Genomic DNA, 13792 nt, shown 5'->3' on the forward strand with positions numbered 1-13792 from the left:
TACCGCGGTGACGCGGGGCAGGCGTCTTGAAGGCGCCTGCAATCCAGGCACACTAAAAGGCCCGTGACGGTGACGTCGCGGGCCTTTTAGTATCATGCGTTGGTTAACGAGCCACGTGTGGGTTAATGCCGTCCGTGGTGGTTTTCAAAACGCGTGATGTTGGAAAGCTTGGGGTTTACCTTTGGGTTACGGCGATAGAGCAGCGCCATTTTGCCAATGGTTTGTACTAGCTCGGCGTTACTGTCGGCGACTAGCTCATTGAGCATTGCGACGCGGTCGTCCCGCTCTGTAATAGCGAGCTTCACTTTGATGAGCTCGTGATCGTTGAGCGCGCGGCTGAGTTCTGCGAGCAAATTTTCGGAGACGCCGTTCTCAGAAACGGTGACCACTGGATTGAGGTGGTGGCCAATGCTACGAAATGCTTTCTTTTGTGCCTGTGACAAGCTCATGGTATCTTGCGGTATCCCGGTTAGCGCTTAACGCTCCATCTTACGGTGAAATGCCGTTAAGTGAAAGTAATCGCGTGAATGCGCCCATCTCTTATTCCAGTGTTAGATTCCCACATGCAGCAAAAGCCCCCAAGCCGTAAACATTCAGTGAGCAAGACCAGCAACAACTGGAAGAAAGAACATTTCGACGATCAGTATGTGAAACAACGCTGGCAAGATGGCTATCGCTCCCGTGCAAGCTATAAGCTGCTTGAGCTTGATGAAAAGGATAAACTGTTTCGCCCCGGCATGACGGTAATTGATCTAGGCGCTGCCCCAGGGGGGTGGAGTCAAATTGCCGCAGAAAAGGTGGGGCCTGAGGGTGTCGTGATAGCGTCAGACATATTAGAGATGGATGCCCTAGCCGGCGTTGACTTTATCCAGGGCGATTTTACTGAAGAGAGCGTGCTTAACGCGATTCTTGAACGTCTAGGAAATCGCCAGGTAGACCTTGTGATGTCCGATATGGCCCCCAATATGAGTGGTATGGCGGCTATTGATCAGCCACAGGCAATGTACCTTGTTGAACTCGCTTTGGAACTTGCGCGAGAAACGCTACCGCCTGGCGGGCGTTTTCTGGCTAAGGTATTTCAAGGCGAAGGATTTGATACCTATTTGAAAGAGCTCCGAAGTAGCTTTGATCGTGTTGTGACTCGCAAGCCGGATGCTTCGAGGGCGCGCTCGCGGGAAGTCTATTTTTTAGCGGAAGGATTTCGAGGCTAACGAGACGTGGCCCTGTACTCGTCAGTAAGTGCGAGCGTGTAGATACTGGCGGGTAATAGCAAAGATTTATCACCACGATTGCCAGACAGGCAGGCGTAAATTGTGTCACATTATGCACATTGGACGAGCGTGACACAGATGGCCCAAAGCAAAATGTGCTTTGGCAATGGTTGAACGTTAAGCTCTAGTGTAAGGTCTGAGTATTAACGGTTAACTGACGGATTCTTGTAATGAGGGTAGCCCCTTGAACGATATGGCGAAGAACCTGATTCTGTGGTTGGTCATCGCGGCCGTTCTACTGACAGTGTTCAACAATTTCAGTACGGAAAGCGCACCGCAAACCACCAACTACTCTCAGTTTGTGCAGCAGGTGCAAAATCAGCAGGTACGTAGCGTCACGATTGATGGCTATACCATCATTGGTGAACGTACGGATGGTTCTCAGTTCCAGACCATTCGTCCGTCGGCGGAAGATCCTAAGCTGATGGATGATCTGCTAAGCAACAACGTGACCGTTGTCGGTAAAGAGCCGGAACAACAAAGCATCTGGACGCGCTTGCTGATTGCGAGCTTCCCGATTCTGCTCATTCTGGCCATTTTTATGTTCTTTATGCGCCAAATGCAGGGTGGAGCCGGTGGCGGTAAAGGCGGTCCAATGAGTTTTGGTAAGTCGAAAGCCAAACTGCTTTCCCAAGATCAGATCAAGACAACATTTGCCGATGTTGCAGGCTGCGACGAGGCGAAAGAAGAAGTTGAAGAGCTTGTAGACTTCTTGCGTGATCCTACTAAATTCCAGCGTTTGGGTGGCACAATCCCGCGCGGTGTATTGATGGTAGGTCCGCCAGGAACGGGTAAAACGCTGCTGGCCAAGTCCATTGCGGGCGAAGCCAAAGTACCGTTTTTCTCTATCTCTGGTTCAGACTTTGTTGAAATGTTTGTGGGCGTTGGTGCTTCACGCGTTCGTGACATGTTTGAGCAAGCCAAGAAACAAGCGCCTTGCATCATCTTTATTGATGAAATCGATGCGGTTGGCCGCTCACGTGGTGCTGGCATGGGTGGCGGCAATGATGAGCGTGAGCAGACACTCAACCAGTTGCTGGTAGAGATGGATGGCTTCGAAGCTAATGAAGGTGTCATCGTCATTGCGGCCACTAACCGCCCTGACGTGCTTGATCCTGCGCTGCTACGTCCGGGTCGTTTCGACCGTCAAGTAACGGTTGGGCTGCCGGATATTCGTGGTCGTGAACATATTCTGGGCGTTCACCTGCGTAAAGTGCCGCTGGCGGATGATGTTAAGCCGCAGCTAATTGCGCGCGGTACGCCAGGCTTCTCTGGTGCGGACCTTGCGAACTTGGTCAACGAGGCAGCGCTGTTTGCCGCTCGTCGTAACAAGCGCTTGGTTGCCATGGAAGAGCTGGAGCTTGCTAAAGACAAGATCATGATGGGCGCTGAGCGCAAATCGATGGTTATGACCGATAAAGAGAAGCTCAACACGGCGTATCACGAATCAGGTCATGCCATTATTGGCTTGGTTGCGCCCGAGCATGATCCTGTTTACAAAGTGACGATCATCCCGCGTGGCCGTGCGCTAGGTGTTACGATGTTCTTGCCGGAAGAAGATCGTTACAGCCTGTCTCGCCAACAAATTCTCAGTCAGATTTGCTCGCTGTTTGGTGGACGTATTGCCGAAGAGATGACGTTGGGCGCTAACGGTGTTACAACGGGCGCTTCAAACGATATCAAGCGTGCTACCGAGCTCGCTCATAACATGGTCGCTAAGTGGGGGCTGTCGAATGAGATGGGCCCGATCATGTACGACGAGGATGAGTCCCACCAGTTCCTTGGTGGCCCCGGTCAGGGTGGCGGTAAGCTAAAATCTGGCGAAACAACGTCTCGTCTCGATAAAGAAGTGCGCAAGATTATCGACGAGTGTTACGAGCAGGCTCGTCAGATTTTGGAAGATAATCGCGACAAGCTAGACGCGATGGCCGAAGCACTGATGAAGTACGAAACCATCGATGCTGATCAGCTGAAAGATATTATGGAGGGGCGCGATCCGCGTCCGCCAGAAGGCTGGAACGACGGTGATTCATCTGGCGGCGGCACGCGTGTTAGCGACGATAAGCCTGAAGAGAAGGCTGGGGAAAAGGCTGACGATACGCCTTCTGATGCGTCTGGCGACGATGGCGAAGAAGATGATGACGAGCCACGCCGTCGTCCTTCTGACCCGTTAGGCGGTCCCGCAGGCCCTTAACGTGTGTGAGTGTTAGAGATGTTAGCAAAGGCGCCCCATAACGGGGCGCCTTTTTGTTATGCTGTGAAGCAATTGCAAACACGTTTTTTCTTTTAGTAGGCCGCAGCATGAAACCGATAGTTGACTCTTCATCGCCTTCACGGGCAGCGGATAGCGCATATCACCTGCGCTGTGGGCGCCATTCATTAGATCTTTCGTTTCCACGGGTAATGGGGATTCTGAATGTTACTCCGGACTCCTTCTCTGATGGCGGGCAACACGTTGGTCTAGATAGCGCGCTGCACCACGCTGAACAAATGTTGGCGGAAGGTGCTGCGATGATTGACGTGGGCGGGGAGTCGACAAGGCCAGGGGCTAGTCCTGTATCAGAGCAAGAAGAGTTAGATCGTGTGGCGCCTGTGGTTGAAGCGTTAGTGCACGAGCTAGATGCGCTGGTGTCAGTGGATACCAGTAGCCCTGTCGTTATGCGAGAAGTAAGCGCGCTTGGCGCTGGTATGATTAACGATGTGCGAGCGCTAGAGCGCGAGGGTGCGCTCGGCGCTGCAGCAAGCACCGGCCTGCCTGTGTGTTTAATGCATCGCCAAGGTGAGCCCCAGGATATGCAGCAGTCGCCCTATTATGGTCAGCCAGTTGAGCGAGTGGTTGCCGACTATCTTGCTGAGCGGGTAGCGGCATGTGAAGCCGTTGGAATTCGTCGTAGCCGTCTGTTGATAGATCCTGGTTTTGGTTTTGGCAAAACCATTGAACATAACCTGCGCTTGCTGAAGTATATGGATGAGCTTCAGGCGCTGGAGTTGCCGCTGTTAGTGGGGATGTCGCGGAAAAGCATGATTGGTAAAGTGTTGGGTCGCCCGGTGGAAGAGCGCTTGGCCGGAGGTCTTGCGCTAGCAGCCATGGCGGTTGAGCGGGGCGCCAATATTTTGCGCGTGCATGATGTAGGGCCCACGGTAGATGCCGCAAATATGGCATGGGCGGTGCTTCAGGAAGGCTGCGAGACGCCGCTAAATAAGGAGATGACGCCATGACGCGACGTTATTTTGGTACCGATGGGATTCGCGGTACGGTTGGGCAAGCGCCTATTACTGCCGATTTTATGCTCAAGCTGGGGTGGGCGGTGGGTCAGGTGCTGCGCCGTGAAAAAGGCCGCACGCGTGTGTTAATTGGTAAAGATACGCGCATCTCTGGCTATATGTTTGAGTCAGCCTTGGAGGCGGGGTTATCTGCCGCAGGCGTCGATGTTTCGTTGTTGGGGCCAATGCCTACACCGGGGATCGCCTATCTAACGCGTACCTTTCGCGCCGACGCTGGGATTGTGATTTCCGCGTCGCATAACCCCTTTGATGATAACGGCATTAAGTTTTTCTCTGCAGAGGGTAAAAAGCTACCCGACGAGATTGAAGATCGCATTGAGACGATGCTTGATGCGCCTCTGACAACGGCGAGTGCGGCTCAGTTGGGTAAAGCGACGCGTATTGACGATGCTGCCGGGCGCTATATCGAGTTCTGCAAATCGACGTTACCTGATCGTCTCAGCCTGCATGGTCTAAAAGTGGTATTGGATTGTGCTCATGGGGCTACCTACCACATTGCGCCAAACGTATTTCGTGAGCTCGGCGCTGATGTTAGCGTGATTGGTTCTTCCCCTGATGGGTTGAATATTAACCATCAAGTGGGGTCTACCCATCCCGCAGCGCTGCGTGCAGCGGTGATTCAGCAAGGAGCTGATTTAGGCATTGCCTTTGATGGTGATGGAGATCGAGTGCTGTTGGTAGATGCCGATGGCCGTGAGGTGGATGGCGACGATATTCTTTACCTGATTGCCCGAGATCGTCACGAACGGGGGCTGCTTGAAGGCGGCGTGGTAGGCACTCTGATGAGCAACTTCGGGCTTGCCATGGCGCTGGAGCGGCTGGGGATTCCCTTTCAGCGCGCGAAAGTGGGTGATCGCTTTGTCATGGAGATGATGGCTGCCAACGGTTGGGAGCTGGGAGGCGAGTCATCAGGTCATATTGTATGTGGTCATGCTCAAACGACGGGCGATGGGATTGTTTCAGCGTTGCAAGTGTTGGCGTTGATGGTGCGAGAGCAAAAGCCGCTACTGTCTCTCTTGACGGGCTTGGAAAAGGTGCCCCAGTCGCTGGTTAATGTCAGGCTGCCTGGGGGCACCAACGCAAAAGATGTCATGACGGCAAAGCCGCTACTCGAAGCGGTGGCTGCCCTTGAAGCTGAGCTGGGTGACCAGGGTAGAGTGTTGCTACGGCCGTCGGGCACTGAGCCGCTAATCCGAGTGATGGTGGAAGGGCGGGCTCACCTGGATGTTGACCGTCTAGCGCATAAACTTGCCGATCAGGTCCAGGCGTTGCTCAGCTAGCTTGGTAAATGTGTTTGATAGGCGAGTATGCTTGCCACGCCCCAACTAACTAACCTGTATAACAGCGGTTGTCTTGACAAGGCCGCTCCTATACCATTTCGCTCCACCTTGAGTGAGGATAATCGATGCGTACGCCATTAATTGCCGGTAACTGGAAAATGAACGGCTCCACGGCGTTGATTCAAGCGTTCGGAGACGCCTTCACCGCGTCCAAGCTGCCTAATGATATCGACGTTGTAGTTATTCCGCCGTTTCCTTATTTGGAAGCTGCACGAAGTGCTTTCCAAAATACGCCGTTACAGTTAGGGGCGCAGACGCTCAATCCTCAGCACTCAGGTGCGCATACGGGTGAGATCAGCGGGCGTATGCTTAAAGAGTTTGATGTGGCCTATGTGCTGGTTGGTCACTCTGAGCGTCGCCAGCTATACAAAGAAGGTGATGAGCAGGTGTTTGACCGCTTGGTCGCTGCGCTTGATGTCGGCATCACGCCGATTCTTTGTGTGGGTGAAACCCTAGAAGAGCGCGATGCCGGTAGCACGATGGATGTTGTATTGCGGCAAGTTGGCTATGCAATGGCGCGTTTAGAGCCGGCACAGCGGCTTAAGGTTGTTATTGCCTATGAGCCTGTATGGGCAATTGGGACAGGCCGTACCGCAACCCCAGAGCAGGCTCAGGAAGTAATGGCCGGTATTCGTACCTATCAGGCCGGGTTTGATAAAATGCTAGCCGAGCAGCTTAAGTTGCTTTACGGCGGCAGCATGAATGCAAATAATGCGGCTGAGTTGCTTGCTCAGCCGGATATCGACGGCGGTTTAGTGGGCGGTGCTTCACTTAAAACCGACGATTTCTACGCCATTTGTCAGTCAGCAGGATAATCCCATGCAAGTTGCAATTCTTATGGTTCACGTGGTGATTGCGATCGCCTTGGTTGTGCTAATCCTGCTTCAGCAGGGTAAAGGTGCCGAAGCGGGTGCCGCCTTTGGTGGAGGGGCATCGCAAACTGTGTTTGGTTCGCGGGGTAGTGGTAACTTTTTGTCTCGCGCAACGGGGCTTTTAGCCGCCGGCTTTTTTGTTACCTCAATGGCATTGGCTTATTTTGCGACCCAGGCAGGACAAGCGCCCGAAGCGGGTATTCCCGACTCTCGCCTGATTGAACAGCAGCGCAATATTCCAACGCTTGACGATGGCCCTGCAAGTATGGATAATACCGCGCCAGTGCTAGAGGAAAGCAGCGAGTAACATATTGATACTGCTTTTTTTAGCCTCCCCTGTTGCCGAAGTGGTGGAATTGGTAGACACGCTATCTTGAGGGGGTAGTGACCGTATGGTCGTGCGGGTTCAAGTCCCGCCTTCGGCACCATCTGTTTTGCTGGTTTACCAGCTTCCCAGAGTTGTTTTGTCAAATAAGCTTCATTAAAGGGCTATTGTCAAAAAGTAGGGATTGGCACCTAAGACGAAAAATGCACTTGAAAAGAAAGGTTGACGAAAGTGGTTCAAGTGTCTATTATCGTCGACCTAGATTGATGCGGGGTGGAGCAGTCTGGTAGCTCGTCGGGCTCATAACCCGAAGGTCATCGGTTCAAATCCGGTCCCCGCTACCATTTACTAGTAACATGTTAATCGCCTAAAAAGTCTTGATGTTAGTTAATCTTGATGTTGGTTGGGCAAGGGCGAAAGCCAAATCATGTTATTAGGTGGTATTACAGGTTTCTTTCGAAAAGCCCCTTCCTGTGAAGGGGCTTTTTGTTAGTAGCTTTTCGAGAGCCAAGAGTGTCTCCAGAGCGGAAGTCTTCCGAATTGCCAGAGACACATTTCCGGGTAACGCCAATCAGCCACCTAGCTTCTCATTCAACTCCTGGCCAGGTGCCTGATGCAACGGCTATAGGAGCTTTGTCTGTGGCCACAAAACACGCTGCGCTTCACGCGCTGATCGAACCTGTCGTAGCCGCCATGGGTTTTGAGCTATGGGGTATCGACCATCTTTCCCAGGGCAAGCATTCGCGGCTGGTAATTTATATCGAACGCGAAAGTGGCGTCAGCGTGGAAGACTGCGCTGATATTAGTCGCCAAGTCAGTGCCGTTATGGATGTGGAAGATCCCATTCCTGGCGAATACCGCTTGGAAGTCTCGTCGCCTGGTATGGCACGTCCCTTATATACCCTGGATCAATTTATTCGTTATCAAGGCCACCACGTTGCGCTCAAATTGCGCGTGGCTTTTGATGGACGGCGTAAATACCAAGGCCTTCTCGCTGGTGTCGAAGGCGATGAAGTACTGCTACAGCTGGATGGCGAAGAGTACTGTTTTCCAATCGAAAGCATCGATTCTGCGCACGTCGTCCCGCAATTCGACGAATAAACGGGTGGCGGCTTCCGGCAGGCTGCCGGGATGATGCACAAAAGGACAGGTTTTCTGGCGAGGCAAACGCATGAGTAAAGAAATTTTAATGGTCGTGGACGCGATCTCTAACGAAAAAGGCGTCCCCCGCGATGTTATTTTTGAGGCGGTTGAGGCCGCGCTAGCTAGCGCGTCACGCAAGCGTTTTGATCAAGAAGAAGCCAATGTGCGCGTTCATATCGACCGCCGCACGGGCGACTACGATACGTTCCGCTACTGGACCGTTGTCGAAGATGACGAATTTGAAACACCTGATTATGAAATTAAAGAAACCATCGCCGAGCAGCGTGATCCGCCGCTGAAACTAGGCGATGTGGTTGAGAAAAAGATTGAAAATGCCGTGTTTGGCCGTATCGCTGCACAAACTGCAAAGCAGGTTATCGTGCAAAAGGTACGTGAAGCCGAACGCGCTGAAGTGGTTCGTCAGTACGCTGACCGCGAAGGCGAGTTGGTGGCAGGTATCGTCAAGAAAACCACCCGTGACGGGTTGATTATCGACCTGGGTGAAAACGCTGAAGCGTTCTTGCCGCGTAACGAAATGATCCACGGTGAGCGCTATCGCATGAATGAGCGGGTACGCGCCTTGCTAGTAAAAGTTGATCCAGAGGCGCGTGGTGCGCAGCTACAGCTGTCACGTACCTGTCCTGAGTTCATCATTGAGCTGTTTAAAATTGAAGTGCCGGAAATTGCTGAACAGCTGATTGAAATCAAGGGTGCAGCGCGCGACCCTGGCTCGCGGGCCAAAATCGCCGTTAAAACTAACGACCGCCGCATCGATCCTGTTGGGGCGTGTGTTGGTATGCGCGGTTCCCGCGTACAGGCAGTGTCGTCAGAGCTGCAAAATGAGCGTGTCGATATTGTGCTGTGGGACGATAACCCAGCGCAGTTGGTGATAAATGCCATGGCACCTGCCGATGTGGCGTCTATCCTGGTTGACGAAGATGCTCACGCCATGGACGTTGCCGTTGCTCAAGACAATCTGGCGCAAGCCATTGGTCGTAGCGGCCAGAACGTGCGCTTAGCTTCTGAGCTAACCGGCTGGCGTATTAACGTGATGACCGAAGATGAAGCTGAGTCAAAACGTGAGCAGGAAATTGATAGCCTGGTGGACTCCTTTGTTCAGCATTTGGAAGTGGACGAAGACGTTGCCCGCCTATTAGTAGAAGAAGGGTTTACCACCCTGGAAGAAGTTGCCTACGTGCCGCTTGAAGAGATGCTCGAAATCGAAGAGTTCGATGAAGATTTGGTGGAAGAGCTGCGCGCACGAGCGAAAGACGAGCTGCTGACGATGGCCATTGCCTCGGAGGAAGCGCTAGACGGTGCCCAACCAGCAGACGATCTGCTGGACATGGACGGCATGGAGCGCCACCTGGCCTTCATTCTGGCTAGCCGAGGCATCGTCACCATGGAAGATCTCGCCGAGCAGTCTGTCGACGATCTGGTCGATATCGAGGAGTTGGACGAAGCGCGCGCAGCGGCACTGATCATGACTGCCCGTGCGCCCTGGTTTGAAGACGATGGCGTATCGGATTCGAACACACAGTAAAAGGTCACGGGCTGAGGAGGGTCACTATGTCGGATATGACAGTTAAAGATTTTGCAGTAAAGGTGGGCCGTGATGTGCCCCGCCTATTGGAACAGATGAAAGAAGCTGGTTTAAAACATGCGTCAGAAAGTGACGCCGTGTCTGAAGACGATAAGCAAACGCTGCTAAGCTTTTTGAAAAAAAGCCATGGCGGCGGTGACAGCGATGCTAGCAAAAACCGCATTACGTTGACGCGTAAAACCCGTAGCCGTATTAAAACGGGCGAACGTGGCAAAACGATCGAAGTGCAGGTGCGTAAGAAGAAAACGTACGTTAAGAGCGCCGAAGACGATAAGCCGAAAGCGCCTGAGCCTAAGCATTCTGGTCCGCGTCAGCTGGTAGGCGATATGGCAGAAGCGGAAGCCGAGCGTAAAGCTCGCGATATCCGCGAAGCTGAAGAGAAGGCGGCAGCGGCTAAAGCGAAAGCAGCGGAAGATGCTGCACGTAAAGCCGAGGAAGAGAAAGCCAAGGCAAAAGCGGCTGAAGTGCCCGATATCGCTGTGCCTGAGCTGCAAATCGACGATACCCCGGCACCTGATGATTTGCCGCCTGCGCCGCCGAAAGAAGGCCGCACGGATCGTCGTACAGCGCCGCCTAAAAAGGCAGCGGCTAAGAAAAAAGGCCGTAGTGACGATGAGGATCGTGGCGACCGCGAAGAACGTAAGCGCGGTGGTGGCGGTAAGAAAGTCAAACGTGCCGAGCGTCGCGGCGGTCGTCGTGGTGGTGCCAGCCAGAGTGGCAACGGCAAGCATGCTTTCCAAAAGCCGACTCAGCCGATCGTCCGTGAAGTCTCGATTCCTGAGTCCATCAGCGTTGCTGAGCTGGCCGACAAAATGTCGATCAAGGCCAATGAAGTGATCAAGGCCATGTTCAACATGGGCGCGGCCGTGACCATCAACCAAACGATTGACCAGGATACTGCGGCTATCGTTGTGGAAGAGATGGGCCACAAGGTCAAGCTAGTGAAGGACGATGCGCTGGAAACGGAAATGCTGGAAGGCATCTCCTACGAAGGCGAAGAGATTACTCGTTCACCGGTGGTCACTGTTATGGGCCACGTTGACCACGGTAAAACATCGCTGTTGGATTATATCCGTCGCGCGAAAGTCGCCACTGGCGAAGCGGGCGGTATTACCCAGCACATCGGTGCTTACCACGTGGAAGACAACCACGGCGGCGTTACCTTCCTGGATACCCCTGGCCACGCGGCGTTTACCGCAATGCGTGCCCGTGGTGCTAAAGCGACTGACGTCGTTATCCTGGTTGTTGCTGCTGACGACGGCGTAATGCCCCAGACGATTGAAGCGATCGAACACTCCAAAGCTGCTGAAGTACCCATGGTGGTGGCGGTGAACAAGATCGACAAGCAGGGCATCGATCTGGACCGCATTCGTAATGAGCTCTCGCAGCATGGCGTGATTTCAGAGGAATGGGGTGGTGACACCCAGTTTGTGCACGTTTCTGCGAAGACTGGCGATGGCATCGAAGAGCTGTTGGAAGCCATTCAGCTTGTGTCAGAAGTACTTGAATTGACGGCTGTACCTTCTGCACCTGGTAAAGGCGTTGTTGTTGAATCGCGCCTTGATAAAGGTCGCGGTCCGGTAGCCACTGTTCTGGTACAAAACGGCACGCTGAAGAAAGGCGATATCGTTCTTGCTGGTCTGCATTACGGCCGCGTTCGTGCGCTTACCAATGAGCTGGGCAAGCAAGTGGATACCGCTGGTCCTGCTATGCCGGTCGAAATCCAAGGTTTGGATGGCACGCCGGACGCAGGTGATGACTTCATGGTCGTTGCCGATGAGAAGAAAGCCCGTGAAGTGGCTAACTTCCGTCAAGGCAAATACCGCGAAGTGCGCCTGGCACGTCAGCAGAAGGCCAAGCTGGAGAACATGTTCAGCCAGATGGGTCAAGACGAAGTGGCCAAGGTCAACATCGTTCTGAAAGCTGACGTTCAAGGTTCGCTGGAAGCTATCAAAGGCGCCTTGGAAGAACTCTCCACCGGTGAAGTTGAAGTCGCCGTGGTCTCTTCGGGTGTTGGCGGTATCACCGGTACTGATGCCAACTTGGCGCTTGCTTCTGAGGCCATCGTCGTTGGCTTCAACGTCCGTGCTGATGCGGCTGCTCGTGAAATCATCGAACGTGAAGGTCTGGATCTGCGCTACTACAGCGTTATTTACCAGCTGATCGATGAGGTTAAGCAGGCGATGAGCGGTATGCTTGCTCCCGAGTGGAAAGAAGAGATCGTGGGCGTGGCCGAAGTACGCGATGTGTTCCGCGCACCGAAAATTGGTGCAGTGGCTGGCTGTATGGTTGTCGAAGGCACCGTATCGCGCAGCAAACGTATCCGTGTACTGCGTGACAACGTTGTGATTTACGAAGGCGAGCTCGAGTCGCTGCGCCGCTTCAAAGATGACGTTCAAGAAGTGCGTAACGGCATGGAATGCGGCATCGGCGTGAAGAACTACAACGATGTTCAGGTCAACGATAAGATCGAAGTCTTTGACCAAGTGAAGGTCGAGCGCAGCCTGTAAGGCCGCGAGGAGCAATCATGCGCGAATTTAAGCGTACCGACCGAGTTGCTGACCAGCTCCAAAAGGAGCTGGCAGTACTGATCCAGCGCGAAGTAAAAGACCCGCGTTTGGGCATGATAACGGTGAGCGGCGCGACCGTTAGCCGTGATCTTGGCTACGCCGATATCTATGTCACCTTATTGGGTGAGCAAGATCCCGCGCGTATCAAAGAAAACCTGCAGGTGCTAAAGCGCGCTGGAGGCTTTCTAAGGAGCCAAATTGCCAAGCGTATTAAGCTGCGTCACGTACCTGAACTGCGCTTTCATTACGATGAAAGCGTGGTACGTGGCCAGCACCTCTCGTCACTGATCGACGAAGCGGTTTCAACTGACCGCGCACGCCAGCAGGATGATGAAGAGGGAAGCGACAATGACAATGGTGAGGAGACGCGCTAATGGCACGTCGCCGTCGCGGATTGCCGGTTAATGGCGTATTGCTGCTGGATAAGCCTAAGGGTATTTCCAGCAACCATGCGCTGCAGCGTGTGCGTCGTCTGTTTGAGGCGCAAAAAGCCGGTCATACCGGCACGCTGGACCCTATGGCAACAGGCTTGTTACCTATTTGCCTTGGGGAAGCTACTAAGTTTTCCGCGCACCTGTTAGAAGCCGACAAGATGTATCGCACCCGTGTAGAACTGGGTGTGATTACAGACACCGGTGATGCCGAAGGCACGGTCATTGAACGGCGAGAGGTCCCCCGCTTAACGGCTGGGGATGTCGAGTCAGTCCTAGCTCGCTTTCACGGCGAGATTGACCAAGTGCCGCCGATGTATTCGGCATTGAAGCATCAAGGCAAAAAGCTGTATGAGCTTGCCCGTGAGGGTAAGCACGTTGAGCGTGCAGCGCGGCGAGTAAGCGTGTATGATGCGCGGCTGCTTGCTTTCGAGGGCACTGCCTTTGAGATTGAAGTCAGCTGCAGCAAAGGCACGTATATTCGCACCTTGGCTGAAGATATTGGTCATGCGCTGGGCTGTGGTGCCCACATTAGCCAGTTGAGAAGGCTCAAAACGGGGCCCTTTACCGGCGATGCAATGTGGACACTGGAGGGCCTTGAGGCGCTGGCAGATCAAGCCACCCGCGAGGCTGAACTAATGCCTGCGGATGTGCTGGTCGATCATTTGCCGTCGCTGACGGTGGATGAAACGGCTTACGGGCGTCTTGCACACGGCCAATCGGCTAGTTTAGCCATTGGTGTGCTTGAGCCTGATACGCTGGCAAGACTTTATTACGCTGAGACGTTTATCGGCCTTGGCGTTGTAAAAGGGGCGCAGGAAGTAGCTCCCAAGCGGCTGTTAAGTACCGTCGCTATCTCGTAAAGCGTTGCAAGGACGTAGCGATTTGCGCGAAAATTGTACGTGAAGATAGTTGCATGAGACTGCAAATATGCGTGGTCTCACCCATTCAA

12 protein-coding genes and 2 tRNA genes are annotated in these 13792 nt (G+C 53.5%); 13 read left to right on the forward strand and 1 reads right to left on the reverse strand.

Going from position 1 to position 13792, the window contains the following annotated elements:
• Positions 1 to 122: 122 nt before the first annotated feature.
• On the reverse strand, positions 123 to 449 hold the full coding sequence (gene yhbY, locus ACN06F_RS01670) for a ribosome assembly RNA-binding protein YhbY (protein ID WP_038480694.1): 327 nt from the start codon (positions 447 to 449) through the stop codon (positions 123 to 125).
• Positions 450 to 563: 114 nt separating this feature from the next.
• Here yhbY and rlmE point away from each other — a divergent pair, with 114 nt between their 5' ends.
• The 13 genes from rlmE to truB all read left to right on the forward strand — a co-directional run bounded on the left by rlmE (position 564) and on the right by truB (position 13703).
• A complete protein-coding gene (rlmE, locus tag ACN06F_RS01675; protein WP_038480697.1) occupies positions 564 to 1211 on the forward strand; it encodes a 23S rRNA (uridine(2552)-2'-O)-methyltransferase RlmE in 648 nt (215 codons plus the stop codon).
• A gap of 244 nt (positions 1212 to 1455) precedes the next feature.
• On the forward strand, positions 1456 to 3465 hold the full coding sequence (gene ftsH, locus ACN06F_RS01680; protein ID WP_038480700.1) for an ATP-dependent zinc metalloprotease FtsH: 2010 nt from the start codon (positions 1456 to 1458) through the stop codon (positions 3463 to 3465).
• Between the two features lie 107 nt (positions 3466 to 3572).
• Positions 3573 to 4490 (forward strand): dihydropteroate synthase, encoded by a 918-nt coding sequence (gene folP / locus ACN06F_RS01685; protein WP_433924560.1) that lies wholly within the window; start codon positions 3573 to 3575, stop codon positions 4488 to 4490.
• Positions 4487 to 5836: a phosphoglucosamine mutase gene (glmM, locus tag ACN06F_RS01690; RefSeq protein ID WP_038480703.1), complete on the forward strand. Its 1350-nt coding sequence runs from the start codon at positions 4487 to 4489 to the stop codon at positions 5834 to 5836. Before folP ends, glmM begins: the two co-directional genes overlap by 4 nt.
• 125 nt (positions 5837 to 5961) lie before the next feature.
• Positions 5962 to 6711, forward strand: coding sequence for a triose-phosphate isomerase (gene tpiA, locus ACN06F_RS01695; protein ID WP_095604440.1), 750 nt, complete (start codon positions 5962 to 5964; stop codon positions 6709 to 6711).
• A gap of 4 nt (positions 6712 to 6715) precedes the next feature.
• Complete coding sequence (gene secG / locus ACN06F_RS01700; RefSeq protein WP_009723741.1) at positions 6716 to 7075, forward strand: preprotein translocase subunit SecG; 360 nt, start codon at positions 6716 to 6718, stop codon at positions 7073 to 7075.
• 34 nt (positions 7076 to 7109) lie between these two features.
• Positions 7110 to 7196: transfer RNA gene (locus ACN06F_RS01705), tRNA-Leu, on the forward strand.
• Positions 7197 to 7360: 164 nt separating this feature from the next.
• Positions 7361 to 7437, forward strand: a tRNA-Met gene (locus ACN06F_RS01710).
• A 295-nt stretch (positions 7438 to 7732) separates the two neighbouring features.
• Positions 7733 to 8194: a ribosome maturation factor RimP gene (gene rimP / locus ACN06F_RS01715; RefSeq protein WP_030074116.1), complete on the forward strand. Its 462-nt coding sequence runs from the start codon at positions 7733 to 7735 to the stop codon at positions 8192 to 8194.
• A 70-nt stretch (positions 8195 to 8264) separates the two neighbouring features.
• Positions 8265 to 9779 carry a transcription termination factor NusA gene (gene nusA, locus ACN06F_RS01720; RefSeq protein WP_009723738.1) on the forward strand — a complete coding sequence of 505 codons (1515 nt, stop codon included), beginning with the start codon at positions 8265 to 8267 and terminating at the stop codon, positions 9777 to 9779.
• A gap of 26 nt (positions 9780 to 9805) precedes the next feature.
• Positions 9806 to 12349, forward strand: coding sequence for a translation initiation factor IF-2 (infB, locus tag ACN06F_RS01725; protein ID WP_038480711.1), 2544 nt, complete (start codon positions 9806 to 9808; stop codon positions 12347 to 12349).
• A gap of 17 nt (positions 12350 to 12366) precedes the next feature.
• Positions 12367 to 12783 (forward strand): 30S ribosome-binding factor RbfA, encoded by a 417-nt coding sequence (gene rbfA, locus ACN06F_RS01730; RefSeq protein WP_038480714.1) that lies wholly within the window; start codon positions 12367 to 12369, stop codon positions 12781 to 12783.
• A complete protein-coding gene (gene truB / locus ACN06F_RS01735; RefSeq protein ID WP_198349514.1) occupies positions 12783 to 13703 on the forward strand; it encodes a tRNA pseudouridine(55) synthase TruB in 921 nt (306 codons plus the stop codon). Before rbfA ends, truB begins: the two co-directional genes overlap by 1 nt.
• Positions 13704 to 13792: the final 89 nt, after the last annotated feature.

It is taken from the genome of Vreelandella sp. 21 (assembly GCF_050995515.1).
Taxonomy (GTDB): domain Bacteria; phylum Pseudomonadota; class Gammaproteobacteria; order Pseudomonadales; family Halomonadaceae; genus Vreelandella; species Vreelandella alkaliphila.